Annotated in this window: 26 protein-coding genes; 15 read left to right on the top strand and 11 right to left on the bottom strand. The window is 61.1% G+C overall.

What is annotated here, in order from left to right; genetic code table 11:
- Positions 1 to 134: 134 nt before the first annotated feature.
- The 10 genes from AQS8620_RS05225 to coxB form a co-directional block, all read right to left on the bottom strand.
- Complete coding sequence (locus tag AQS8620_RS05225; RefSeq protein ID WP_085835791.1) at positions 135 to 1,556, bottom strand: FAD-binding oxidoreductase; 1,422 nt, start codon at positions 1,554 to 1,556, stop codon at positions 135 to 137.
- 74 nt (positions 1,557 to 1,630) lie between these two features.
- Positions 1,631 to 2,221 (bottom strand): GNAT family N-acetyltransferase, encoded by a 591-nt coding sequence (locus AQS8620_RS05230; protein WP_085835792.1) that lies wholly within the window; start codon positions 2,219 to 2,221, stop codon positions 1,631 to 1,633.
- Complete coding sequence (locus tag AQS8620_RS05235) at positions 2,221 to 3,480, bottom strand: M16 family metallopeptidase (protein ID WP_085835793.1); 1,260 nt, start codon at positions 3,478 to 3,480, stop codon at positions 2,221 to 2,223. Before AQS8620_RS05235 ends, AQS8620_RS05230 begins: the two co-directional genes overlap by 1 nt.
- Positions 3,477 to 4,859: a threonine synthase gene (thrC, locus tag AQS8620_RS05240; RefSeq protein ID WP_085835794.1), complete on the bottom strand. Its 1,383-nt coding sequence runs from the start codon at positions 4,857 to 4,859 to the stop codon at positions 3,477 to 3,479. The genes AQS8620_RS05235 and thrC overlap by 4 nt, the downstream gene beginning before the upstream one ends.
- 21 nt (positions 4,860 to 4,880) lie before the next feature.
- Positions 4,881 to 5,549, bottom strand: coding sequence for an SURF1 family protein (locus tag AQS8620_RS05245; protein ID WP_143267425.1), 669 nt, complete (start codon positions 5,547 to 5,549; stop codon positions 4,881 to 4,883).
- A 103-nt stretch (positions 5,550 to 5,652) separates the two neighbouring features.
- The gene (locus AQS8620_RS05250; protein WP_085835796.1) at positions 5,653 to 6,456 is read right to left on the bottom strand and encodes a cytochrome c oxidase subunit 3; all 804 of its coding nucleotides are present in this window, start codon (positions 6,454 to 6,456) and stop codon (positions 5,653 to 5,655) included.
- A 21-nt stretch (positions 6,457 to 6,477) separates the two neighbouring features.
- Positions 6,478 to 7,074, bottom strand: a complete 597-nt coding sequence (locus AQS8620_RS05255; RefSeq protein ID WP_085835797.1) for a cytochrome c oxidase assembly protein — start codon at positions 7,072 to 7,074, stop codon at positions 6,478 to 6,480.
- Positions 7,071 to 7,307 (bottom strand): cytochrome c oxidase system small membrane protein, encoded by a 237-nt coding sequence (locus AQS8620_RS05260; protein ID WP_085835798.1) that lies wholly within the window; start codon positions 7,305 to 7,307, stop codon positions 7,071 to 7,073. The genes AQS8620_RS05255 and AQS8620_RS05260 overlap by 4 nt, the downstream gene beginning before the upstream one ends.
- Complete coding sequence (gene cyoE, locus AQS8620_RS05265) at positions 7,308 to 8,273, bottom strand: heme o synthase (RefSeq protein WP_085835799.1); 966 nt, start codon at positions 8,271 to 8,273, stop codon at positions 7,308 to 7,310.
- 215 nt (positions 8,274 to 8,488) lie between these two features.
- Positions 8,489 to 9,373, bottom strand: coding sequence for a cytochrome c oxidase subunit II (gene coxB, locus AQS8620_RS05270; protein WP_085835800.1), 885 nt, complete (start codon positions 9,371 to 9,373; stop codon positions 8,489 to 8,491).
- Between the two features lie 214 nt (positions 9,374 to 9,587).
- On the opposite strand from coxB, the gene tldD reads away from it, so the two are divergent.
- The 6 genes from tldD to AQS8620_RS05300 all read left to right on the top strand — a co-directional run bounded on the left by tldD (position 9,588) and on the right by AQS8620_RS05300 (position 17,199).
- Positions 9,588 to 11,021, top strand: a complete 1,434-nt coding sequence (gene tldD, locus AQS8620_RS05275) for a metalloprotease TldD (RefSeq protein ID WP_085835801.1) — start codon at positions 9,588 to 9,590, stop codon at positions 11,019 to 11,021.
- Between the two features lie 2 nt (positions 11,022 to 11,023).
- Entirely contained in the window at positions 11,024 to 11,506 is a 483-nt protein-coding gene (locus tag AQS8620_RS05280) for a hypothetical protein (protein ID WP_143267426.1), read from the top strand.
- Between the two features lie 163 nt (positions 11,507 to 11,669).
- Positions 11,670 to 12,728, top strand: coding sequence for a DNA-processing protein DprA (dprA, locus tag AQS8620_RS05285; RefSeq protein WP_085835803.1), 1,059 nt, complete (start codon positions 11,670 to 11,672; stop codon positions 12,726 to 12,728).
- Between the two features lie 148 nt (positions 12,729 to 12,876).
- Positions 12,877 to 15,663 (top strand): type I DNA topoisomerase, encoded by a 2,787-nt coding sequence (gene topA, locus AQS8620_RS05290; RefSeq protein WP_085835804.1) that lies wholly within the window; start codon positions 12,877 to 12,879, stop codon positions 15,661 to 15,663.
- Positions 15,664 to 15,859: 196 nt separating this feature from the next.
- Complete coding sequence (locus AQS8620_RS05295; RefSeq protein WP_085835805.1) at positions 15,860 to 16,558, top strand: CoA transferase subunit A; 699 nt, start codon at positions 15,860 to 15,862, stop codon at positions 16,556 to 16,558.
- On the top strand, positions 16,558 to 17,199 hold the full coding sequence (locus AQS8620_RS05300) for a 3-oxoacid CoA-transferase subunit B (protein ID WP_085835806.1): 642 nt from the start codon (positions 16,558 to 16,560) through the stop codon (positions 17,197 to 17,199). The genes AQS8620_RS05295 and AQS8620_RS05300 overlap by 1 nt, the downstream gene beginning before the upstream one ends.
- Before the next feature lie 78 nt (positions 17,200 to 17,277).
- Here AQS8620_RS05300 and AQS8620_RS05305 read toward each other — a convergent pair whose 3' ends face one another.
- Positions 17,278 to 18,201 carry a lytic transglycosylase domain-containing protein gene (locus tag AQS8620_RS05305; RefSeq protein WP_085835807.1) on the bottom strand — a complete coding sequence of 308 codons (924 nt, stop codon included), beginning with the start codon at positions 18,199 to 18,201 and terminating at the stop codon, positions 17,278 to 17,280.
- Positions 18,202 to 18,600: 399 nt separating this feature from the next.
- On the opposite strand from AQS8620_RS05305, the gene AQS8620_RS05310 reads away from it, so the two are divergent.
- From AQS8620_RS05310 to AQS8620_RS05350, 9 genes are all read left to right on the top strand, one after another.
- Positions 18,601 to 18,804, top strand: a complete 204-nt coding sequence (locus AQS8620_RS05310; RefSeq protein WP_085835808.1) for a Flp family type IVb pilin — start codon at positions 18,601 to 18,603, stop codon at positions 18,802 to 18,804.
- 23 nt (positions 18,805 to 18,827) lie between these two features.
- Positions 18,828 to 19,031, top strand: coding sequence for a Flp family type IVb pilin (locus tag AQS8620_RS05315; protein WP_085835809.1), 204 nt, complete (start codon positions 18,828 to 18,830; stop codon positions 19,029 to 19,031).
- Positions 19,032 to 19,054: 23 nt separating this feature from the next.
- Complete coding sequence (locus tag AQS8620_RS05320) at positions 19,055 to 19,258, top strand: Flp family type IVb pilin (protein WP_085835809.1); 204 nt, start codon at positions 19,055 to 19,057, stop codon at positions 19,256 to 19,258.
- 23 nt (positions 19,259 to 19,281) lie between these two features.
- A complete protein-coding gene (locus AQS8620_RS05325; RefSeq protein WP_085835809.1) occupies positions 19,282 to 19,485 on the top strand; it encodes a Flp family type IVb pilin in 204 nt (67 codons plus the stop codon).
- A 275-nt stretch (positions 19,486 to 19,760) separates the two neighbouring features.
- Positions 19,761 to 20,633 carry a Flp pilus assembly protein CpaB gene (gene cpaB / locus AQS8620_RS05330; protein WP_085835810.1) on the top strand — a complete coding sequence of 291 codons (873 nt, stop codon included), beginning with the start codon at positions 19,761 to 19,763 and terminating at the stop codon, positions 20,631 to 20,633.
- Between the two features lie 278 nt (positions 20,634 to 20,911).
- A complete protein-coding gene (locus tag AQS8620_RS05335) occupies positions 20,912 to 22,339 on the top strand; it encodes a type II and III secretion system protein family protein (protein WP_085835811.1) in 1,428 nt (475 codons plus the stop codon).
- Positions 22,340 to 22,342: 3 nt separating this feature from the next.
- Positions 22,343 to 23,038 (top strand): OmpA family protein, encoded by a 696-nt coding sequence (locus tag AQS8620_RS05340; protein WP_085835812.1) that lies wholly within the window; start codon positions 22,343 to 22,345, stop codon positions 23,036 to 23,038.
- Positions 23,039 to 23,296: 258 nt separating this feature from the next.
- On the top strand, positions 23,297 to 24,568 hold the full coding sequence (locus AQS8620_RS05345) for a CpaE/TadZ family protein (protein WP_085835813.1): 1,272 nt from the start codon (positions 23,297 to 23,299) through the stop codon (positions 24,566 to 24,568).
- Positions 24,569 to 24,614: 46 nt separating this feature from the next.
- On the top strand, positions 24,615 to 26,066 hold the full coding sequence (locus AQS8620_RS05350) for a TadA family conjugal transfer-associated ATPase (protein WP_085835814.1): 1,452 nt from the start codon (positions 24,615 to 24,617) through the stop codon (positions 26,064 to 26,066).
- The last annotated feature ends 3 nt before the right edge of the window (positions 26,067 to 26,069 follow it).

Below are 26,069 nucleotides of genomic sequence, written 5' to 3' on the forward strand. Positions count from 1 at the left end.
GAATCTTTACCATATCGCGGCAATGCTCGTCTTGTCCGACGGAGCCGGACACTGCTTGCACCACATGTGATTGCGAAATCACGGAAGGCCTCGCTGCCCCCCAGCGGGGCCTTCAATTTTGCCGCTTTGGCCGCTTACCCCTTGGTCACATCCACCACCGCACCGGGGTTCATGATGCCATTGGGATCAAGCGCCAGTTTGATCGTGCGCATCGCCGCGTGTTTGGCGGGGTCCTGATAGTGGTCCAGATCCGCGACTTTCAAGCGCCCCACCCCGTGTTCTGCACTGACCGAGCCATTGTAGCGGTGGACCAGATCATGGACACAAGCCGCCACGCGTTTGGGCATGTCGGGATAATCGGCGCGGGTTTTTCCCTTGGCCGGAAAAACATTGTAATGCAGATTGCCGTCACCCAGATGGCCAAAGCAATTCACCCGAAAATCGCCCAGTTCTTTCAGCTTTTCAATGCCTTCGGGGATAAAGGCAGGGATATCGGAGCGCGGGATCGAAATGTCATGCGAGGAAATCGACCCCACCCGTTTGTTCCCTGTCGGGATCGTTTCGCGCACGGCCCAAAAGTCCTGACGCTGCGCCTCCGATTGCGCAATCATCCCGTCACGCACCAAGCCTGCTTCTGAGGCCTGTACAAACAGATCCTCCAGCGCGGCCTGCGGGTCCTGCGCGCGCGCCAGCCCAAGGTCGATCAACACCATCCAGTCGGGGATCGGGTCGAACGGCAGGCGCAGCTCGGGCACGGTTTCGGCCAAAAAGCTCTGCCCCATGCCCGACATCATCTCAAACGCGCTAATCCCGTCCCCGATCAGCTTGCCCGCCAGCGCCAGCAGGTCCAAAGCTGCCTGCGGGTCCGGCACAACCATCAGAGCCGTGCCGGTACGTTCCGGGCGCGCAAAGAGGCGCAGCGCGGCTGCGGTGATGATCCCGAGCGAGCCTTCCGCGCCGATCAGCAGGTTGCGCAGATCATAGCCCGTGTTGTCCTTGCGCAGGCGTTTGAGCCCGTGCCAGATCGTGCCATCCGGCAGCACCGCTTCCAGCCCCAGACACAGCTCGCGCGCATTGCCGTACCGCAGCACATTCACCCCCCCCGCATTGGTCGACAGATTGCCGCCAATCCGGCACGAGCCTTCCGAGGCCAGCGACAGCGGAAAGAGCCTGTCCACCGCATGGGCGGCCGCGTGGACATCGGCCAGAATGGCTCCCGCCTCGGCAACCATCATGTTTTCAACCGGATAGACCGCGCGGATCGCGTTCATCCGTTCCAGCGACAGGGTGACGGGCGCAGGGCCTTCTGTCTGGATTTGCCCCAACACAAGGCCCGTTCCACCGCTGTAAGGCACGATGCCGATGCGCGCGGCATTGCAGGCTTTGACAAGCACCGCGACCTCCTCGACGGACGCGGGCGCAACCACCAGCCCCTCGACGCCTTTCACGCGTCCGCGCGGGTCCTCGAAATATTTCGGCTCGGCGGGACGAAAGGCAGCGGCGGGCAGAACGGCGCGCAGCTGCGCCTCGAAATCTGGCGTGACAGGGTTGAGCATGGTGATCTCGGCGTGGTTGGGGTTGCGCCTGTGTAGCCTCCTGCCCTGCGCGCGGCAACAGCCTCGCAGAGCGCTTAGGCCAGCCCGATATCCGTGCGCCCGCGCCGGTCGGCACGCAGGTTGGAATAGAGCACATGATTGCGCCAGCGCCCGTTGATTTGCAGATAGGCCTGCGCGACGCCCTCATATTTGTAGCCGCATTTTTCCAGCAGGCCGCGCGAGGCAACGTTTTCGGGCAGGCAGGCGCTTTCGATCCGGCTCAGATCCAGGCTGTGAAACGCGTAGTGGATCAGCGCCTCGACGGCCTCGCGCATGTAGCCTGCGCGGGCATAGCGCGCGCCGGTCCAATAGCCGATGGTGCCCGCTTGGGCCGGGCCGCGCCGGATATTGTCCAGCGTCACCGCCCCCACCAGCTGCTGGTCTTCGCGCCGGATGAGGAAAAACGGCACCGCAGACCCGGAGGTGATGGAGCGGTTCGCCCAATACACCCGATTGGTAAAGCTCTTGCGCGACAGATGATCGGGGGACCATGTCGGTTCCCAGGGCTTGAGAAAATCCTGACTTTCGAGGCGCAATTCGGACCACGCGTGGTAGTCGCCATGCACCGGAAGGCGCAGCGTCAGACGCTGCGTCTCCAGGCGCGCTGACTTGCGCCGCATCAGCATCAGGCTGCAAACCGCCGGAGCAAGGCGTCCAGCCCCGGCGCACCGCTTACCGGCCCATACAGCGCCATCGCGGATTTTGCCTGCACCAGCGATCCGGCAAAATTGCGCACATCCGCAAGCGAGACCGCGTCAATGCGCGCCACGGTTTCTTCCAGTGGTGGCATCCGGTTCCAGATACCGATCAGACGCGCCATACGTTCGGCGCGGTTGGACGGGCTTTCCAGCCCCATCAACAGGGAGGCCTTTTGTTGCGCCCGCGCCCGCGCCACCTCTTCTTCGGTGATGCTGTCGGCGGCGCGTTTCAGCTCGTCGATGGTGACTTCGGCCAGCTGCGCGATCTCGTCCTTGCCGGTGCCCGCGTAGATCGTGGTCATGCCGGTATCGGCGTAGCTGCCGGCATGGGCGTAGATCGAATAGCACAGGCCGCGCTTCTCGCGGATCTCCTGAAACAGCCGCGACGACATGCCCCCCCCCATCACGATGGAATAGGTGTTGGAAATGTAGATATCGTCGTGGGTGTAGCCCGGGGACTCAAAGCCCAGCGTGAAATGCACCTGTTCGAGCTTTTTGGACTTGCGAAACTCCCCGCCTTGGAAATCGGCAGGCAGCGCGACAAGCGAGCTGCGCTTGGGCAGATGCCCAAACAGCGCTTGCGCTGCGCGCACGATGGCGTCGTGATCGACCGCCCCCGCAGCGGCCAGCACCATTTGCTCGGGCCCGTAGCGTTCCTCGACGAAGCGGCGGAAATCCTGCGCGCCAAAGGCGGACACCCGCTCGGCAGGGCCCAGAATGGTGCGGCCCATCGGTTGGTCCGGATAGGCCACTTCCTGCAGCCAGTCGAAGACAACATCGTCGGGCGTATCGAGAGCCTGCCCGATTTCCTGCAAGATCACGCCGCGCTCGACCTCGATCTCGCGCGGATCAAACACCGGATTGAGCAGGATGTCGGCAATGACATCCAGCGCCAGCGGCACATCCTGCCCCAGCACCCGCGCGTAATAGGCCGTATTTTCCTTGGAGGTATAGGCGTTGAGATAACCGCCCACATCTTCCAGCACTTCGGCAATCTGCAAGGGCGAGCGCGTGGTCGTCCCCTTGAACGCCATATGTTCAAGGAAATGCGCAATGCCGTTCTGTTCGGGGCGTTCGTGACGCCCGCCTGCACTCACCCAGATGCCGATGGAGGCACTTTCGAGAGAGGGCATGTTTTCGGTGACAATCCGAAAGCCGTTGGACAGGGTGTGGGTCTGGACGGTCAAGAAATACGCTCCTTCACCAGCGCTTTGAGCGCTGCGAGGTCATTGGGAACACGGGTGAAACGCTCGTCGCGCTCGAACAGATCCCCCATGCGTTCGGGCAGCGCGGGACGAATGCCGGTCGCAGCAAAGACCGCATCGGGGAATTTGGCGGGATGGGCGGTGGCGAGTGTCACCATGGGCGTTTGGCCCAGATTCTCTGTGGCCACCTTCACGCCCACGGCGGAATGCGGGCACAGCACTTCGCCGCTGCCTGCGTAGACATCGCGGATCGTCGCGCGGGTGTCGTCTTCCGAGGCGCGCCCGGAGGCAAAGAGATCGCGCAGACGCCCGATGGCCCCCTGGCTGACGGTAAAAGAGCCTGCTTTCAGCTCGTCCATCAATTGCGCCACCGCCGCGCCGTCGCGGTCATAAACGTCAAAAAGCGCGCGCTCGAAATTCGAGGACACCTGAATGTCCATCGACGGGCTGATCGAGGGCGTCACCCCCTCTTTCGTATAGGCACCTGTCACCATGGTGCGGTGCAAAATGTCGTTCTGGTTGGTCGCGATCACCAGTTTTTCGATGGGAAGCCCCATGCGTTTGGCGACATAGCCCGCGAAAATATCCCCGAAATTTCCGGTGGGCACAGTGAAGCTGACGGGGCGCAGCGGTCCGCCAAGCGACACGGCGGCCGTAAAGTAATATACCACCTGCGCCAGCACGCGCGCCCAGTTGATCGAGTTCACGGCGGCGAGTTTCACACCATCGCGAAAGGCGATATCGGCAAACATGTCTTTCAACGCGGCCTGGCAATCGTCGAAATCGCCCTCTACCGCCAGCGCATGCACGTTGGCCTCGGGCGGGGTGGTCATCTGGCGGCGCTGCACATCGGACACGCGGCCATCGGGGAACAGGATGAACACATCCACATTCGCCAGCCCCTTGAAAGCCTCGATCGCCGCCGACCCCGTGTCACCGGAGGTGGCGCCGACGATGGTCACGCGTTTGCCCGAACGCGACAGCGCGGCCTGAAACAGTTGACCGATCAACTGCATCGCAAAATCCTTGAACGCCAGCGTCGGCCCGTGGAACAGTTCAAGCAGGAAATGGTTCGGCCCCAACTGCACCAGCGGCGCGCGCGCCTCATGCCCGAAGGTGGCATAGGCTTTGGCGATGATGTCTTTGAACTCGGCGTCCGTGAAGGTGTCACCGATAAACGGCTTCATCACGCGAAACGCGACCTCCTCATAGCTTTGCCCCGCCAGATCCGAAATCTCCCCGGGCGAGAGCGTCGGGATGGATTCAGGCACGTAGAGGCCGCCATCGGAGGCAAGTCCGGTCAGCATGGCTTCTTCAAAAGAAAGCTCGGGCGCTTGGCCGCGGGTCGAAATATAACGCATGGAAACGGCAGTCCTATCGGTTCAGACGGGTTTTGTCCTGATACGCCACAGCAGAAGCAGTGTCATCCCCAACCACACCGCTGCGAACAAAAACCACTGCACCACATAGCCCATGTGGTTGTTGGGAATTCCTTCGCTACTCACGGGAAGCGGGGTCATCGCGGGTTCTATGGCTCCGCGCGCGATCACCAGCACAGGCTCTGTGTCCAGCGCCCGGGCCATCACGGGCACGTCGCGCGCATACCAGTAATTGGCCACGGCATCGTTTTGCGGCGTATAGCTGTCGCGCTCCTCGGGCCAGTGCAGGTTGCCGGTGATCGTCATCGGCCCCGACACGCGCGCGCTGTCGCGCGCCTGCGTCAGGACAAAGCCGCGATCCACCATCACCCGCCGCCCGTCCTGCGTCACAAACGGCGAGATGATGCGAAACCCTGCCCCGAGGTCGCGGGTCGAGACCAACACATGCAGTTCCTGCGGCTCCAGCGTGCCTTCCAGCACCACCGCAAGATATTCATCGGCATCGGGATCAGGCTGCGCGGGCAGCGCAACGGGGTCTTGGGCGATACGCTCTTCGATCTGCGCCAGCACGCCCTGCTTCCAGTAGTGGCGACGCAATTGCCAAAAACCAAGGCTGACAAGGATGGAAAACCCGACAATGCCGAAGATGGCGGCGGGGAGGAGGCGTTTCACGGGGCAGGCTCCGCAGGACAAAGGAAAAGGCAGAAGGGGCGCGGAAATCCCGCGCCCCTCTTGAAGGATCGTGTCAGTCTTGCGCAGACCTATCCGGGCGCGCTTACTGGCCCCAGATGTAGACGGCGATAAAGAGGAACAGCCAGACCACATCAACGAAGTGCCAGTACCAGGCCGCAGCTTCGAAGCCGATGTGATCTTCGGGGGTGAAATGGCCCTTCATCGCGCGGATCAGGCAGATCGTCAGAAAGATCGTCCCGATGATCACGTGAAAGCCGTGGAAGCCCGTCGCCATAAAGAAGGAGCCGTAGAAGAATTCGCCGCCAAAAGTGTAGCCCTCATGCACGAACAGCTCGTAGTATTCGTAGGCTTGCAGCAGCGTGAACAATACGCCCAGCGCGATCCCGATGGACAGGCCGGTGATCAGGTCCTTGCGGTTGTTTTCATGCACCAACGCGTGGTGCGCCCAGGTCACAGCCGCGCCCGAGCACAGCAGGATCAGCGTGTTGATCAGCGGCAGGTGGAAGGCGTCGATGGGGATGATTTCGGGTTTGACATAGGTCGTGCCCGCATAGTCGTACATCGGGTAGAGCGCGTTCTTGAAGAAGGCCCAGAACCACGCGACGAAGAACATGACTTCGGACATGATGAAAAAGATCACGCCATAGCGCAGGCCGATGCGCACCACCGGCGTGTGATCGCCTGCGATGTTTTCTTTGATCGTGTCAGCCCACCAGCCCCACATGGAGTAGAGCGTGGCGATCAGGCCGATAAAGAACATGAAAGGTGTGATCGCGTGCATCCAGAGCACCGCGCCAAACAGCATGATGAATGCGCCGACGGACGAGAAAAATGGCCAGATCGACGGCGGGAGGATGTGATAATCGTGGTCTTTTGCATGCGCCATAGTGCGTCCCTCTTCCCGTAATTATTGCACGACGGGTTCGTTGGTGGCCTGTCCGGTGGTGTCAGCCTCAAGGCTGGCCACATCATCGGGCAAGTCGGTTTCGTAGAATGTGTATGACAGCGTGATGCGTTTGACAAACTTTGCGTCACGATCTTTGACGATTTCGGGATCGACATAGAAGGTAACCGGCATGTCAACGCGCTCGCCGGGCTGAAGCACCTGCTCGGTAAAGCAGAAGCATTCGATCTTGGTGAAATAGCCGCCGGCCTCATAGGGGGCAACGTTATAGGCGGCGGTGCCGGCGATCACGCGATCGGTCGGATTGTAGGCTTCGTAAAACGCCAGCCCCGTTTCGCCGATGCGGATCTCCATCTCGTTTTGCTCGGGGCGAAATTCCCACGCCATGTCGGGATCGGTGTTGGCCACAAAGCGGATCTTGACGGTTTCGTCCAGAATCACATCCGACGCCGTGGCCGAAACCGAGGTCGTGCCGCCATAGCCGGTCACGCGGCAGAACCACGAATAGAACGGCACCGCCGCCCAGGCCATCGCCCCCATAAAGACCACAAGGCCAAGGGTCGCCATCAGCGTTTTGGTGTTGCGGTCCATTTTGCTCATTGGGAGGCCTCTGGGCTGGCTGCGGGTTCTTGCGGGGCAAGGGGCGCGGTTTCGAACGGCATCGCGGGCGCCTCGCCGGCTTGCTCGGCCTCAAGGCGCGCCGGATCGAGCACCGACACTTTGGCAATCGTCAGGCCAAAGACCATGCCGGCAAAGGCGATCAGGACAAAGCCAAGGCCGATGTTGCGGCTCAGACGCCGTTTGTGCATCTGCGAATCGCGGGTAATCGCCATTTAGAACGTGCCTCCCAGCAGACCGCCAAAGACGCCCGTGCCGATCAAATCATAGCCCCGCAACAGGGCGTCGATCATCAACGCCGAGAAATGCAGGAACAGGTAAAACAGGGAAAAGCGGAAGAATTTGCGTTCGACCGCATATTTATCCGCCTCCGCTTGCGCCTCGCTGCGGCGGTAAATCTGTACCGCACCTTTGATGAACAGGAGGTTCATCACCACCGCGACAAAAGCATAGACCGGACCGGCGATCGAGGTAAGCAGGATCGCCAGCGCGAAAGGCGCCAGTGCCAGCGTATAGGCAAGGATGTGTTTGCGCGTCACGCGACGCCCATGGGTCACGGTCAGCATGGGCACGCCTGCCGCATCATAGTCGGAATTCATGAACAGCGCGAGCGCCCAGAAATGCGGCGGCGTCCACATGAAGGTCAGCATGAACATCAGCACCGATTCGACGCTGATGCCGCCCGTTGCCGCCGCCCAGCCGATCATCGGGGGAAAGGCCCCCGCTGCGCCACCGATCACGATGTTCTGTGGCGTCCAGCGCTTGAGCCACATGGTATAGATCACCGCGTAAAAGAAGATCGTAAAGGCCAGAAGGCCCGCCGCGACCCAATTCGTCGCAAGACCGAGCATCGCACAGGAAAAGCCCGACAGGGCAAGGCCCAGCGACAGGGCTTCGCCGCGCTCGATCCGGCCCGACGGGATCGGACGGGCTGCGGTGCGCTTCATCACGGCGTCGATATCGCTGTCATACCACATGTTGAGCGCCCCCGAGGCCCCGCCCCCGATGGCAACGCACAGGATAGCAAAAAACGCGATAAACGGATGCACAGTGCCGGGGGCGACCACAAGCCCCACAAGGGCCGTAAACACCACAAGCGACATCACGCGGGGCTTGAGCAGGGCGAAATAATCCCCGAATCCGGCGTCTTTTTCATATTCCATCAGGCTTAGATCGCTCATTGGCTTGGAACTCCGCAGGGCGGTTTGCCCCGATATGTGCATTTCACGCGCGGGGTCTTTGCCCTCTTGTGCGTGCAGAAGAGCGCCACGGCGGCTGCAGCGCCGCGTGGCGCGATCCGGACTTGTGGCGCTTTGTCGCAGGCATGGTGCCTTCAAAGCAGCGAGGCCGTGATCTTTGACCACGGCCCCCGTTTTCGTATCTCAGGCGCGTGGCGTTACCGAGCAGCGGCCAGTTTGATCGTGCGCGGCGCGCTCTCGAGCGAGGCGTATTCCTCTTTGGCTTCCAGCAACCACTGCTGGTAGGCTTCGGGGGAGACAACCTTGACGGTGATCGGCATGTAGGCGTGGTCTTTGCCGCACAGCTCTGAACATTGGCCAAAATACACGCCTTCGACCTCGGGCTCGAACCACAGTTCCGCCACACGACCCGGCACAGCGTCCTGTTTCACGCCAAAGGCAGGGATCGTCCAGGAGTGGATCACATCCGCGCCGGTGACCTGCATCACCACAACCGCGCCGGTGGGCACAACCACCGACGTGTCGGTCGCCAGCAGGTAGAGATCGTCGGTATAGCCGTTCTCGGCAAGCTGGTCGCGCGGCAGCATGAAGCTGTCAAAGGCGATGCCCTCGTCGGAATATTCATACGACCAGTACCATTGGTTGCCGGTCACCTTGATGGTGATGTCACCTTCGGGGATTTCCTGTTGCTTGAACAGAACCGGCAAGGAATAGGCCCCGATGACCACAAGAATGAGGATCGGAACAATCGTCCACGCCACTTCGAGGGGCGAGTTATGGGTAAAGGTCGAGGGGGTGGGGCGCGCTTTGCGGTTGTGACGCACGATGACCCAGGCCATCAGCGCCATGACGAACAACACGATGACCGTGATGATCACCAGCAGGAAATGGTCCAGCCCGTGGATGTCACGCGCCAGTTCGGTCGCGGCAGGTTGAAAGCCCATTTTGCCGTTCACCGGCTTGCCGATGATTTCCAGCCCGTCGGTCGCGCTCTGTGCGAAAAGCGCAGTGCCCGAAGCCAGAGTGCCAGCCAGTGTCGCAAAAGTGGCCGTCAGGCCCGTCGAGAGGAATTTTGTGCGCATGTTCGTTTCCCATTTCGTCGTGTCGCGCCCCGATCGTAGGGCAGTGTCCCCTGCCCGATCAAGGCCACCACACGGCGCCGCTGCCCGTGCTGGTGCGGATTACCGTTGAGTCTTACGCCCCAAAAACCATATTAGGCCGGTGGGGACAAGATTTTGTGCTGCGTCATTGAGCCGCTTTTTGGCTTCGGATCAAGTCCCGAAAAGGAGAAATTATATGACCACTGCCCATTCCGGCGACCGTTTCGCCCCTTTCGAGACCGATCTGGACCGCGAAGAGGCACTTTCGTCGCTGCGACAGGCCGTCGCAGGGGCCGATGACGGCGAACTTTTCTTTGAACGCAAGCGCTCGGAAGGCATCGTTTTTGACGATGGTCGCGTGCGGACTGCGTCTTATGACGCGAGCGAGGGCTTCGGGCTGCGCGCCGTGCGCGGGGAAACCACGGGCTATGCGCATTCGACCGAGATTTCCGAATCTGCGATCAAGCGCGCTGTGGAGACCGCGCGCCTTGCCGTGGGCCATGGCGGCGGCAGCCTTGCGCAGGGACCGCGCCCGACAAATGTGAAACTCTACACCGATGAGAACCCGATGGAGGGGGCGGCATTCAACGTCAAACTCGACACCCTGCGCGAGATCGACGCCTTTCTGCGCGATCTTGACCCGCGCGTGGTGCAGGTCACCGCCTCGCTTGCCGCGTCGCACCAAGAGGTGTTCATCCTGCGCCCCGAGGGCACGCTGGTCAGCGACATCCGCCCGATGACGCGGCTCAATATTTCGGTGATCCTCGAGGAAAACGCGCGGCGTGAAAGCGGCTCTGCGGGGGGCGGCGGGCGCACGGGGTTGCTGGGGCTGATCAGCCGCGCGCATTGGGAAGACGTGGCGCGCGAGGCCCTGCGGGTCGCGGGTGTCAACCTTTCGGCCGAGGCGGCGCCTGCGGGCGTGATGGATGTGGCGCTTGGCAACGGCTGGCCCGGAATTTTGCTGCACGAAGCGGTGGGTCACGGGCTTGAGGGGGATTTCAACCGCAAGAAAACCTCCGCCTTTGCCGGCCTCATGGGCCAACAGGTCGCCGCGCGCGGCGTCACCGTTCTGGACGATGGGACCATTCCCGACCGGCGCGGCTCGATTTCCGTTGACGACGAGGGCACGCCCAGCGCGCGGAACGTGCTGATCGAGGACGGGGTTCTGGTGGGCTACATGCAGGACCGCCAGAACGCACGGCTGATGGGCGTCGCACCCACAGGCAACGGACGGCGCGAAAGCTACGCCCATGCCCCCATGCCGCGCATGACCAACACCTATATGCTGGGGGGGGAGGCCACGCGCGAGGACATCGTGGCCGAGCTGAAGGACGGGATTTACGCCGTGGGTTTCGGCGGCGGTCAGGTCGATATCACCAACGGCAAATTCGTGTTTTCCTGCACCGAAGCCTACCGCGTCAAAAACGGCCGCATCGGCGCGCCCGTCAAAGGTGCCACCCTGATCGGTGACGGGGCCACCGCGTTGCAGAAAATCCGTATGATCGGCAATGACATGGCCCTCGACCCCGGCATGGGCAATTGCGGCAAACAGGGGCAATGGGTGCCAGTCGGGGTCGGCCAGCCCTCGCTTTTGATCGGCGGGCTGACGGTGGGCGGATCGGCGGCGTAACCATGGCCCTCTGGCGCTCGGCGCGAACAGGCCACCGGATGCTTGGATGGTGGCGCTTGCTGGGCGCAGCCCTTGTGCCGGTGGTCGCGCTACCGCTCGTCGGGCTGGGGCTGTTTTTTCTGACCGCCGCGCAGGAGGACAGCCTGTCGGTCAATGCCGCGCAGGCGGTCTCTGGCGTGGCATTACTGCTCGCCTTTAGCCCCACCCTGTCCCTGCCCGTCATGCTGGTCGCGCTGCCGCTCACCTGGCTTGCACTGGCACGCGGCCTTGCCGGATGGGGCAGCGCCCTGTGCCTGTGCTGCGTGCTCTGCCTTGGCCCTGCCCTCTGGCTTCAGACCAGCCTGCGCGACATCGCTGCGGCCTGGGCCCTGTTCTGTGCCTATGGCGCTGTTCTGGCGCTCAGCTTTCGCGCCACCCTGCTGTGGCTCTGCCCGCAGGCTTTCAGACCCGAAGACGCGCAAAAGCGGGATTTCGATAAAATTTGAGCCTTAGTCGTAAAAACTTGGATTTGGTAACGAACGGTTAACCAATTTGCGCGAAACAGGAGGGGCAGAAGACGGAGCGAGACGGACATTGGATCACATCCCTTCCAACCACCCCCTCACCCCACCCCACTGTGCGGAAGCTTATTTCGACTGGCTTCGTCTTTTGCGTTCCCGCCGCGTCGGCCCCGCCACTTTTTTCCGCATGATGCGCGAACATGGCACGGCGCGCGACGCCCTTGCCGCGCTGCCCGATGTGGCCCGCGCGGCTGGCGTCACCGATTATTCCCCCTGCCCCACTGGCGTGATCGACGCCGAACTGAAAGCGGCGCGCAAAGCGGGCGCAACCCTGCTGGCCTTCGGGGATGAGCACTACCCGGCCGCCCTGATGGACCTTGACGATGCCCCGCCGATGCTGTGGGCACTGGGCGATCTGTCGCTCTTGAAACGACCCATGATCGCCCTTGTGGGGGCGCGCAACGCCTCCTCTCTGGGGCTGCGCATGGCCCGCGCCCTCGCCCGCGAGTTGGGCAAAGAGGGCTTTGTCACAGTCTCCGGCCTCGCGCGCGGGATCGACGCCCAAGTGCATCAGGCCACGCTCGACAGTGGTACTGTTGCGGTCCTCGCCGGTGGCGTCGATGTGGTCTATCCCGCAGAAAACGCCGTTTTGGCACAAGATATAGCGAAAAAGGGGCTGCGCCTGTCAGAACACCCCATGGGGATGAAGCCCTTCGCGCGGCATTTCCCCATGCGCAACCGCATCGTCTCGGGGCTGGGACGCGCGGTTGTCGTAATCGAGGCGGCCTCCGGTTCGGGGTCGCTGATCACCGCGCGCACCGCGCTCGATCAGGGACGCGATGTCATGGCCGTTCCCGGACATCCCTTTGACGGGCGCGCGGCGGGGTGCAACATGTTGCTGCGCGACGGTGCGACTCTGGTGCGCGGCGCGCGCGATGTGATCGAAGCGCTTCCCGCAGATGAGGGCCCCACGCCGTCCGGGCAACTGGATCTTGCGCTTTCCCCGCCCCGCGAAACACGCAGCCTGGCCGACCATGCCGCACTGCACCGCGAAATCCTTGCCCGCCTTGGCCCCTCGCCCCTGGCCGAGGATCAACTCATCCGCGACCTTGCCCTTCCCGCCGAAGCCATCGCGCCGCAACTTTTGGCGCTCGAATTGGAGGGGCGGATTGCGCGCCACTCGGGGGGGCTTTTGGCCCTGGCATAGAGGGTTCGTTCCCCTCGCAAAATCGTGCGCAACTTTCCTGCCCTAAAGGGCAGTGGCAACCAAAGCGGGGCTTGCGCATTGACAAGCCCCGCCGCGGCCCACATCTTCCGCCGCCAAGAGCACAAGAGCAGTCCCCGAAAGGAATCTCATGCCGGTCGTCGTCGTGGAGAGCCCTGCAAAGGCCAAAACAATCAACAAATACCTTGGCAGCGACTATGTCGTTCTCGCCTCCTATGGTCACGTGCGCGACCTGCCGCCCAAAGACGGATCGGTCGATACCGAGCACGATTTTGCCATGAAATGGGATGTCGGGGCGGACAGTCGCAAACACGTCAAAGCCATCGCGGATGCGCTGAAAGATGACGACACGCTCATTCTTGCAACTGACCCTGATCGCGAAGGCGAAGCCATTTCGTGGCACCTCCAGGAAGAGCTGACGAAGCGCAAGGCGATCAAGAAAACCACCGCCGTCAGCCGCGTGGTGTTCAACGCGATCACGAAAGCCGCCGTCACGGAGGCGATGAAAAACCCGCGTCAGGTCGACACGCCGCTGGTGGATGCCTATCTGGCGCGCCGCGCGCTGGACTATCTGGTCGGCTTCAACCTGTCTCCGGTTTTGTGGCGCAAGTTACCCGGCGCGAAATCGGCAGGCCGCGTGCAATCGGTCTGTTTGCGCATCATCGTCGAGCGCGAGATGGAAATCGAAGCCTTTGATCCGCAGGAATACTGGTCGGTGAAATCGGTGATCGAAACCCCGCGCGGCCAGACCTTCGAGGCGCGGCTGGTGTCGCTGTCGGGCAAGAAGCTGGACAAATTCGACCTCAAGGACCGCGTGTCCACCGAATTGGCTGTGCAGGCGGTCTCGTCGCGCAGCCTCACCGTGCAATCGGTCGAAGCCAAGCCCGCCGCGCGCAACCCCTCGCCCCCCTTCATGACCTCGACCCTGCAACAGGAAGCCAGCCGCAAATTCGGCATGGGCGCACGTCAGGCGATGAACGCCGCGCAGCGCCTGTATGAGGCCGGTTTGATCACCTACATGCGGACCGACGGCATCGACATGGCCCCCGAAGCCGTGGCCGCTGCGCGCGACACCATTGCCGCACGCTACGGGGCGAAATACGTCCCCGAAACCCCGCGCATCTACAAAAACAAAGCGAAAAACGCCCAGGAAGCGCACGAATGTATCCGTCCGACGGAAATGTCCGCGCATCCCGACGAGGTCAAACTGACCGACGCCGACCAGCGGCGCCTCTATGATCTGATCTGGAAGCGCACAACCGCAAGCCAGATGGCGGCCGCACGTCTGGAACGCACCACGGTCGAAATCGGCTCGCCAGATGGTCAGGTGGGCCTGCGCGCCTCCGGTCAGGTCGTCGTCTTCGACGGGTTCATGGCGGTCTACACCGAGGGCCGTGACGATGTGTCCGAGGACGAGGATGACGCGCGTCTGCCGCAGGTGATGCAGGGCGAGCCTGCCAAAATCGCCGCCGAGAGCTTGCGCCCCGATTACGCAAAACACGCCGAGGCCGCACAAACGCTGGGCACGGGCGCGCCGCAAAACGTGGTGCTCTCGGAAAATGCGGGCACTTTGGGTCTGCAACACCACACCAACCCGCCCCCGCGCTACACCGAGGCCACGCTGGTCAAGCGGATGGAAGAACTCGGGATCGGGCGTCCTTCGACCTATGCCTCCGTGCTGACGACCATCGTCGAGCGCGAATATGTCCGCAAGGAACAGAACCGCCTGTTCCCCGAGGACAAAGGCCGGATCGTCACCATTTTCCTGATGAATTTCTTTCGCAAATACATCGGCTATGATTTCACCGCCAATCTCGAAAGCGAGCTGGACGATGTGTCGGCAGGGGACGCCGATTGGAAGGAAGTGCTGGCGAAATTCTGGCGCGATTTTTCCGCGGCGATTGCCGAAACATCCGAGTTGCGCATCACCGAGGTGCTCGACAAGCTCGACGATGCGCTTGCGCCCACGCTCTATCCGCCCCGCGAGGACGGCAGCGATCCGCGCGTCTGCCCACGCTGTGGCGAAGGGTCGTTGCACCTGAAAACCTCCCGCACGGGCGGTTTCGTCGGCTGTTCGCGCTATCCCGAATGCCGCTACACCCGCCCCATCGGCGGCGAAGGGGCCGAAGGCGAGGACCGCGTGCTGGGCGTCGATGGCGATGACGAAATCTTTCTGCGGACAGGGCGTTTTGGTCCCTATGTCCAGCGCGGAGAAGTCAGCGAAGAAGTGAAAAAACCGCCCCGCGCCTCCTTGCCCAAAGGGTGGTCGGCCGAGGCAATGGACCTGGAAAAGGCGCTTACGCTGCTCAGCCTGCCGCGCGAGATCGGCCTGTATGAGGGCGCGATGATTTCCGCCAACTTCGGGCGATTTGGTCCCTATCTGATCCATCAGCTCGAAGGGGAAGCCAAGCCCGTCTACGCCAATCTCAAAACCACCGATGAGGTTTTCGAGATCGGCATGAACCACGCGGTTGAGCTGATCACCCACAAGCGCGAAAACCCCGGTCGTGGACGGACGGCTGCCAAGGCGCTCAAGGAACTCGGGGACCACCCCGATGGTGGCCCGATGCAGGTCTTCGAGGGGCGCTATGGGCCCTACATCAAATGGGGCAAGGTCAACGCGACCCTGCCCAAAGATGTCACCCCCGAGGATGTGACGCCCGAGCGCGCGATTGAAATCGTGAACGAAAAAGCGGCCAAGGGCGGGAAAAAACCTGCCAAAAAGGCAGCGGCCAAGAAACCGGCAGCAAAAAAGCCCGCGGCGAAGAAACCCGCCGCCAAGAAGGCCACCACCGCCAAAACAACCGCCGCCAAGACAACCACCGCAAAGACCACAACGCGCAAGGCGCCCGCGAAAAAAGCAGCGCCCAAAGCCGAAGATACGGCACCCGATGCGGGCGATCTGACCGAGGAGTGATCCGCGCGAATCCCGTCAATCAGGCACATGCCCCGCTGGATCAGCGGGGCATTTTGCATTTTGGGGGCAGTGCCACAGATCAAAATTCTACGATGCAGGCCACATGCACCGCAAGGCGGTCCGCGCACCTGCAGCAATTGCGTTGACACTGCACCGGAATCGCGCCCTACTCGCCTAAAGAACTGGGGAGAGAGCCATGAAGAAAGTCTATAGCTCCGCGTCCGAAGCCCTTGAGGGGCTTTTATTCGACGGGATGCTGATCGCTGCGGGGGGCTTTGGCCTGTGCGGCATTCCCGAACTTCTGATCGACGCCATCAAGGAGGCGGGCACCAAGGATTTGACCTTTGCCTCCAACAACGCGGGTGTGGATGATTTCGGCATCGGACGGCTGTTGCACACGCGTCAGGTAAAGAAAATGATCTCTTCCTATGTTGGTGAAAACGCCGAATTCATGCGCCAGTATCTGTCGGGCGAGCTGGAGCTGGAATTCAACCCGCAGGGCACTTTGGCCGAGCGGATGCGCGCCGGTGGCTGCGGCATTCCGGGATTTTACACCAAAACAGGTGTGGGCACCGTGATTGCCGATGGCAAGGATGTGAAATCGTGGAACGGTCAGGATTACATCCTAGAAGAAGGCATTTTTGCCGATCTTGCCATCGTCAAAGCGTGGAAGGCCGATGAGACCGGCAATGCGATTTTTCGCAAGACCGCGCGCAATTTCAACCCGCCTGCGGCCATGTGCGGCAAGACCTGTGTGATGGAGGTCGAGGAAATCGTGCCCGTGGGCAGTCTTGATCCCGATCACATCCACCTGCCCGGCATCTATGTGCACCGCCTGATTCAAGGCGCGCACGAGAAACGGATTGAACAGCGTACCGTGCGGGAGGCGAAATAATGGCTGATGTAAAAACCGGTTGGGATCGCAACCAGATGGCCGCGCGCGCGGCGCTTGAGCTGGAAGATGGCACCTATGTGAATCTGGGCATCGGCATCCCCACGCTGGTTCCCAATTTCATCCCCGAGGGGGTGAATGTCACATTGCAATCCGAGAACGGGATGCTCGGCATGGGGCCGTTTCCCGTTGCGGGCAGTGAGGATGCCGATCTGATCAATGCGGGCAAACAGACGATCACCGAGCTGCCGCAAACCGCCTATTTCGATTCTGCGACCTCCTTTGGCATGATCCGCGGTGGCAAGATTGCGGCCGCCATTCTGGGCGCGATGGAAGTCGCCGAAAACGGCGATCTGGCGAACTGGATGATTCCGGGCAAGCTGGTCAAGGGCATGGGCGGCGCGATGGATCTGGTCGCCGGCGTGGGGCGTGTGGTGGTGGTGATGGATCACCAGAACAAGCACGGCGAGAGCAAGGTATTGAAAGCCTGCACCCTGCCCCTGACGGGGCGCGGCGTGGTGGACCGGATCATCACCAACCTCGGGGTGCTGGATGTTGTCGAGGGCGGTTTGAAGATTGTCGAACTGGCGCAGGGCGTGTCCGAGGCCGATCTGCGCGCGGCCACCCAAGCGACGATCGTTTGAACCCTGCGTCATATTTTTGAAAAAGCCCCGCCAGGTTGCGGGGCTTTTTATTTGGGTATTTTCATCCGAAAGAAGACCCTAGTTGCGCACCGTGTCCTTCGAGGTCGCAAAGACGCAGCCGTCGGAATAGAGTTCGGGCTGGGTGAGGCACAGGCCCCGCGCAACCGTCCAAGCCGCCATGACTTTGGGCACATAGGCGCGGGTTTCGGCGTAGGGCGGCACGCCGCCTGCCTTTTTGACCGCGCCCTCGCCCGCGTTGTAGCCTGCCAGCGCCAGCACCGGATCTCCGTTGAATTCGCCCAAAAGCCAGTCGAGATAGGTGATCCCCGCGCGGATATTTTCGCTGGCGTCGGTAGCATCGCTGACATCGAAGCGTGCGGCGGTATCGGGCATGAGTTGCATCAGCCCCTGCGCCCCCACGGGGCTGGCAGCATCGGATTTTCCCGCGCTTTCGACTGCGATCACCGCCAGTGCCAAGGCCGGTGAGACCTGCGTGTCGATGGAATTGATCAACAGATCGGCGCCGTATTGATCGACAATGGCGGCAAGATCGGCAAGGCGGGGCACGGGCACGCGTTGCCCCTCGGGGCCTTCGAGGCTGGCAACGGCTTGGGTAAAGCGCGCGGCATCTGCGCCGGCCAGATCATGTGCGACCTGCGCCCAATACCATTCATAGCCCGACAGCGGCGGTGTTGCGGGTACGGGGCCCGCAAGCGGCGACAAGGGCGTCACGGCGGTTTCATCCACACTGGACAGGCCTGCCTGTTCGAGCATGAGCGCGTGCAGCTCGGCCTGAGCGGCGGCGGCTTTTGCGGCGTCTTCCTGTGTGATCTGCACGGTGATCCGCTTGCCGATGGGGCCGGAGGGCACGCCGATGCGCTTGCTTTCGACTTTGGGCCAGGGGCGCGGCGTGACACGCACCTCCTGCGCAAAAGCTGCAAAGCCCTGCACGCAAAGCAAAACGCTAAACCCTGCACAAAACAGGAGAATCGACTGTCGCATGGGGACCTGCCTCTCGGGTCACTGCTGAGGACATGCAATCTTGGTGACTGCTTTGTTAACTCATTGGAAACAAGAATGGCAAAATTCGCGGTAAAAAGCCAGCAACAGGTGCCACATCGGAGACAATACGCCCCCCGTGCGAAGCGAATTCTGCGTAAAAAGCGAAAAGATATAAATTCGTTAAAATTTTTTATTACGTAAAATCAATATCTTAAAAGGTAAACGCGTTAAGAATTCCGCTGCGCCAAAAACGTACCAAAGGTGCCCCACTCTCGCCCCAATCAAACGGCCATATAGCTACATCGAAAGCGCGGTAACGAGCCGGACGGGAAAACCGGTAAGGCACAGCGCGACGGTAGACAGAATAAAACAAGCTCAACTGAATCTTCGGAGGGAAACATGAAATTCTTCAAGCTTGCTAACAACTTCCAACGTGACGAAGACGGTGCTGTGACCGTTGACTGGGTCGTCCTCACCTCCGCCGTTGTCGGCATCGGTGTTGCTGTGCTGGCAACCGTCCAGGGCGGTATCTCCAGCCTCGGTTCGACCATCAACACCGACCTCGCTGGCCGCAGCGTCGTTGACTACTCCGCAACCGAATAATCACGTCACGTCAGGATAAAATCATGAAATTCTTCAAACTCGCAAACAACTTCAAACGTGACGAAGACGGTGCTGTGACCGTTGACTGGGTCGTCCTCACCTCCGCCGTTGTCGGCATCGGTGTTGCTGTGCTGGCAACCGTCCAGGGCGGTATCTCCAGCCTCGGTTCGACCATCAACACCGACCTCGCTGGCCGCAGCGTCGTTGACTACTCCGCAACCGAATAATCACGTCACGTCAGGATAAAATCATGAAATTCTTCAAACTCGCAAACAACTTCAAACGTGACGAAGACGGTGCTGTGACCGTTGACTGGGTCGTCCTCACCTCCGCCGTTGTCGGCATCGGTGTTGCTGTGCTGGCAACCGTTCAAGGCGGTATCTCCAGCCTCGGTTCGACCATCAACACCGACCTCGCTGGCCGCAGCGTCGTTGACTACTCCGCAACCGAATAATCACGTCACGTCAGGATAAAATCATGAAATTCTTCAAACTCGCAAACAACTTCAAACGTGACGAAGACGGTGCTGTGACCGTTGACTGGGTCGTCCTCACCTCCGCCGTTGTCGGCATCGGTGTTGCTGTGCTGGCAACCGTCCAGGGCGGTATCTCCAGCCTCGGTTCGACCATCAACACCGACCTCGCTGGCCGCAGCGTCGTTGACTACTCCGCAACCGAATAAGCGTCGTTCGCTGCGTTATCCCACCGAAGAGGGCCGGTTCTGGAAACAGGATTGGCCTTTTTCCTATGCTTTTGTGCGCGCCAGTGCAGGTCGCATAGGCTACGCCAAAGGCAAAAAATCGCGTCGATTGTCGCGTCTGGCTGCAAACTCCCCATCTGCGCCGCGCCGCGACCACGGTTTTGCCGTATTCGCGCGGCAAGGTTAACCCGATATCGAGCAAAGCGGGGCCGGACCGATGTCCGCCAAGAGACCCCGCAGCAAAAAGGACAAAAGACATGCGTCTTGTATTCGGATTGGTGCTGATCGTTGGCGTCGCGCTGGCGGGGTTTGCGGTCTACATGACCCGCGGTTATCTGGCCGCCTATCAGGCAGAGTTGTCGCGCGAACGCGCGGCGCGTCAGGAGATGGTGCAGACCGAGGAGGTCTATGTCGCCACGCGCGCGCTGAAATACGGCGAGGTCCTCACGCGTGAGGATGTCAAATCCGTGCGTTTCCCGCTTGAAGCGATGCCCGAGGGGGCCTTCAAATTGACCCCTGCCGAGGACGAGCCCGTTTTGTTTGGCGAGGACGACAAGCCGCGCATCGTGTTGCGCACCATGGAACCGATGGAAGCCCTGATGGTCAGCAAAGTCACAGAACCCGGACGCGATGCGGGCGTGGCCTCGCGCCTGGGCGTTGGCATGCGGGCCTTTGCGATCAAGGTCGATGTCACCTCGGGCGTGTCGGGCTTTTTGTCGCCGGGCGATCGGGTCGACATCTACTGGACCGGCAAAGCACCAACGCAGCTTTCCACGATTGGGTCTTCATCGGAAGTGACCAAATTGATCGACGCCTCGGTCCAGATCATCGCCGTGGACCAGCTGGCCGATAGCGAGCGTAACAACCCGACAATCGCACGCACCATCACCGTCGAAGCCACGCCCCAGCAGGTCGCCGCCCTCGCGCAGGCACAATCCTCGGGCCGTTTGTCCCTGTCGCTGGTCGGCTACTCCGACGAGACCGTCAGCGCAGGCGTCGAGGTGGATCAGAACAGCCTGTTGGGCATCGAAGAGGCCGAAGTTGTGCAGCTGCAAAAGGAACGCGTTTGCACGATCAAGACCCGCAAGAGCGGCGAAGTGCTGGAAACGGTGATCCCCTGCCGCGACTGAACCGGGCTCTACCGAACCGGTTATCGTGACCAAAAGAACGGCGCGCCGCGGTGCGCCGTTAACCTTTTCAAGGCTTTCGCTGCGCTTGCGCGCGAAAACACCCCCTCGCAGTGCCGCAAATTTTGTCGGCCTGTTGCCACATATCCACATTGATTGATGCTCATAATATATTGATTCTTGCAAATATTCCCAACCTCGCGCATCTTCTGGCGCGAAGGACCATCAGAGTCCGTGCGTGCAGACGTGAAAAATGACGTGAGACTGAGAGGCAGGATCACATGGAAATGTTAAAGATTCTCAAGGCGGGCTTGATCAGCCTTGCGGTGATGTCAGCGACAAGCGGCGTGGCCACGGCTGACAAACTCAAGGTGATGTCCGGCTCCACGTCGGACGAATTGAACGTGCCGATGAACCGTGCGGTGGTGGTCGAAAGCGACGAGCCCTTTGCCGAAATTTCGGTCGCGAATGCGTCGATTGCCGATATTTCCACCCTCTCCGATCGCTCCATCTACGTTCTGGGCCGCGCGCCGGGGCAGACGACGATGACGCTGCTGGCGGCGGATGGTTCACTTATTACCAACGTGCAGATCCTCGTGACACCGGATGTGACCGAATTCAAACAACGCCTGCAGCAGGTCTTGCCGGGCGAAAAGATTGAAGTGCGCACCGCCAATGACGGCATCGTGCTCTCGGGCATCGTGTCCTCGGTTTCGGTCATGGAAAAAGCGGTCGAACTCGCCTCGCGTTATGCGCCGGATCGCGTCTCCAACCTCCTGTCCATCGGCGGAACGCAGCAGGTGATGCTCAAGGTGCGCTTTGCGGAAATGCAGCGCTCCGTGTCCAAAAACCTCTCCGCCTCCTTGGGGTTGAACGGATCTGTTCTTGGGGGCGGTCTGGGGATTCAGGGCGGCTCGGGGGCCTTTGTCAACCAGAGCAACGTCAACAATGCCTTTGACGGTGACAGCACCACGGGCGTGACCTCGGGCGACGAAAGCAACGGGCGCTTCCTCTTGGGCGGCTCTGTTGGCGGCCTGGAAATTGCCGTGGCGCTGGAAGCGCTTGAGCAAAAAGGCGTTGTGCGGACTTTGGCGGAACCCAACCTCACCGCGCTGTCGGGTCAGCAGGCGAAATTCCTGGCCGGTGGCGAATATCCCATTCCCGTCCTCGGTGAAAACGGCGTCTATATTGATTACAAACCCTTCGGTGTGGAGCTGGAATTCATCCCGCGCGTCATCGAAGGTTCGACGATCAACCTCGAAATGAAGGCCTCGGTCTCGGCGCTGGACAGCACCGTCACCTACAACCTTGACGGCTTTTCCCTGAACGCGTTCAAACGGCGCGAGACCTCCACAACGGTGGAAATGCGCGACGGCGAAAGCTTTGCGATCGCGGGTCTGTTGCAAGACGATTTCCAGGACATGGCCGGTCAGGTGCCCTGGCTGGGCGATGTGCCGATTCTGGGCGCGCTGTTTCGTTCTGCCGATTACACCCGCGAGCAATCCGAGCTGGTCATCATCGTCACGCCCCATCTCGTGAGCCCGACCAAAGGAATCGCCCTGTCGGTGCCCACCGACCGCATCCAGCCGCCGACCGAGAGCGAATTGTTCCTCTTTGGCAAAACCGCCGGTTCCGCACCCAAAACGGGCGCGGCCGCAGAAGTGGCCAAGCAGGATTTTTCCGGCTCCTACGGCTATGTGATGGAGTAAGACATGCGTCCCACGTTTCGCCCTTCGGCCCGCAAGACGATCACCACCCTCTTTGGCGCGGCCAGCTTGCTGGCGCTTGCCGCCTGTTCCGACCACCAGATCGGCGATGCCTGGACGCAAGAGGCCGGAGGGTTTCTTGATGACGGGTACTTTGGCAATGCCACGATGAACAACACCCTCGTGCAGACCGGCCAGAAAAACTACATCACCGACCTGAACGAAAAATTCCAGGCCGCAGTGCCGACCACGGTCAATTTTGCCTTTAATTCTTGGGCGTTGGACGCGGCGGCGCGCAGCATTCTGGATGCACAAGCCGCCTATATCACCCAGTATCCCGAAGTGCGCTTTCGCGTTTACGGACACACCGACCTTGTCGGTTCAGAAGGCTACAACAAGGTTCTGGGCCGTCGGCGCGCCGAAGCGGTCGTCGCCTATCTGGCAACGCGCGGCGTGAACCGCGCCCGCCTTGAGGCGCTGGTGTCTTATGGCGAAACGCAGCCGGTGGTCGCGACCCCCGAAGAAAACATGGCCAACCGCCGTGCGATCACCGAAGTGTCGGGCTTTGTCGAAAGTCACCCCACGGTGATGAACGCAAACTATGCCAAGATCGTCTATCGCGAATATATCGCCAGCGCGACGGCGCCCTCCGAACTGATCGACTTTGGCAGTTCCTCCACGGATACGATGGGCGCGAATTAAACGGGCGGGCCGGATCGCAACCTCGGGAAAACCCCGACAACAAACCGGCCCCTTTCTGATCGACCGTCGCGAAAAAGCGCATAATGACGCCAATTCAGCCTCAATGTTGCCCAAGTTCACCGTCATCTTATGAGCACTGGGAGCAGTCCCGCGACCGCGATGTCGCGGGGAGGGGGCGTCCGCGGCAGGGGGAAATGGCGACTCGAATGTCCCGCATCCTAATCCGCCAGGCGTCCCGAACCAAAAAGGACGACGGAAATGACGAGTGCAGCGAACGTGGAAAACCCCGTGACCGAAGTCGAAGCCCCGCTTGTGGCCTGTACGATTTCGCGCGATGTGCAAAATTTCGACCTTCTGATCGAGGACATGGAAACCGAGCTGGGCGAAGGCTGGGGCGATCTGTCCTTTGACGACGCGCGCCAGTTTTTCAAACAGGACGAAGCGCGCGACCTCGAATTCGTTGCCGTTGCCATTGATGGCGAGGACGTGGATCGCCTGGCGCAGATTGCGGATGTGATCAAATCCGCACGCGACGCCGAGATCAAGGTCATCGTCATCGCCGAAGAGGTCAGCCCCAGCGCCCTGCACCAGTTGCTTCAATTGGGGGCAGAAGAATTTATCCCCTACCCGCTTCCCGAGGAGGCTCTGGCAGGCGCGATTGCCCGTCTGCGCACGCCCGCCCCCAGCGCGGCCCCTGCCCCGCAGGCCGCGCCCGTGGATGTGCCCGGCGGCAGGCTTGAGGGAAAATCAAACGGGATTATTTTGCCGGTTCAAGGGCTTGCGGGCGGAACCGGTGCATCGACACTTGCGGTTAATCTTGCCTACGAGTTGGCGACGGTCGAAAAGAAAGGCCCCCAACCGCGCGTTCTTCTGATCGACCTGTCGCTTCAACACGGGGCGGTTGCGACCTATCTCGACCTACCGCGCCGCGAGGCTGTGTATGAATTGCTGTCCTCCACGGATGTGATGGACAACGACAGCTTCTTGCAGGCCCTGTTGAACTTCAACGACAAGATGTCGGTTCTCACCGCCCCTGCCGAATTGATGCCGCTCGACGTGATCGAGCCCGAAGATGTGCAGCGTCTGCTCGACATTGCGCGCCGCAATTTCGACTATGTGGTGGTCGATATGCCCACGACGATCGTCAGCTGGACGGAAATCGTGCTGACCGAAGCCGAGGTTTTTCTCTCGACGCTCGAACTGGACATGCGTTCGGCCCAGAACTGCCTGCGCTTCCTGCGTGCGCTCAAGGCCGAAGAACTGCCGATCGAAAAGCTGCGCTACGTGCTGAACCGCGCGCCGCGCGGCATGGATATCACCGCCAAATCGCGCATCAAACGCCTTGCGGAAAGCCTTGATATCGACATCGAATTGCAGCTTCCCGATGGGGGCAAACAGGTCGCGCAATCGGGCGACCACGGCCTGCCGCTGTCTGAAAGTGCGGCGAAAAACCCGCTGCGCAAAGAAATCATGAAACTGGCACAAGCGCTGCATCTGCGTACCCGCGACGCCAAGGCGATTGCCGCCTGAACCGCGCCCCGCTTGACCCCTGACGCCCATCCACGGAGCTAACCCGATGTTTTCGCGCTACAAAAAAGACGACACAGCCAAAGCCGCATCGGTTGCAACACCGCAAGCGACCCCCGCAAAGGCCGCCGCAAGCGGCCCCGAGGTCAAGCAACCCGAAAAGCCGCGCGTCCAGCGCCGGCTTCAGCCCGTGGCCGCGCAGGCCGTCCCGCAGGACAAAGAGAAAAAGCGCAAGGAAAAGCTGTCCGACATCAAGGTCGAGATGCACAAGCGCCTGCTGGAAGATCTCAACCTCGGGGCGCTCGAAGCCGCCTCGGAAAACGATCTGCGCAGCGAGATTGCCAATATCACCGGTGAGGCGCTGACCGAACTGGGCATGGTGTTGACGCGCGACGAGCGCCTGATCCTCAACCAGGATCTCTATGACGAGGTGCGCGGCCTTGGCCCGCTCGAAACCCTGCTCAAGGACGACACGGTCAACGATATTCTGGTCAACGGGCCCCAGCAGATTTTCGTCGAACGCAACGGCAAGCTGATGCTGTCGGATGTGACCTTCAAGGACGAAAAACACCTGCTGCGGATCATCGACAAGATCGTGTCCGCCGTGGGGCGCCGCGTCGACGAATCAAACCCCTATGTCGATGCGCGGCTTGCCGATGGGTCGCGTTTCAACGCCATGGTGCCCCCCGTTGCGGTGGATGGCTCCCTGGTGTCGATCCGGAAATTCAAAAAGGAAAAGCTGGCGATTGACGATCTGGTCAATTTCGGCGCCTTCACCGAAGAAATGGCCGCCTATTTGCAGGCCGCCGTGTCCACCCGCCTCAATGTGATCGTGTCGGGCGGGACCGGTTCGGGCAAAACCACCACCCTCAACGCCCTGTCCAGCTTCATCGACAACGACGAACGCATCCTCACCATCGAGGATACCGCGGAATTGCAACTGCAACAGACCCATGTGGGCCGGATGGAAAGCCGTCCGGCCAACGTCGAGGGCAAAGGGGCGGTCAGTCAGCGCGACTGTCTGCGCAACGCGCTGCGGATGCGCCCTGACCGCATCATCGTCGGGGAAACCCGCGGCGAGGAAGTCATCGACATGTTGCAGGCGATGAACACCGGTCACGACGGGTCGATGACCACCATTCACGCCAACTCGGCGCGCGATGGTGTGTCGCGTCTGGAAAACATGGTCGCAATGGCGGGCATCGAGATGCCCCTCAAGGCAGTGCGCTCGCAAATCTCCTCGGCTGTGAACCTGATCGTGCAGGCCTCGCGCCTGCAGGATGGGTCGCGGCGCATGGTCTCGATCACAGAGATCACCGGCATGGAGGGCGATGTGATTTCGATGCAGGAAGTGTTCCGTTACCAGCGCACCGGCCTCACCCCCGACAACAAGATCATCGGGCATTTCACCGCCACCGGCGTGCGGTCGCATTTCTCCGAACGGTTTAAAATGTGGGGCTATGATTTGCCCCCGTCCATTTTTGAACCGTTCCGTCCCTGATTT

Source organism: Aquimixticola soesokkakensis (assembly GCF_900172375.1).
Lineage (GTDB): Bacteria > Pseudomonadota > Alphaproteobacteria > Rhodobacterales > Rhodobacteraceae > Aquimixticola > Aquimixticola soesokkakensis.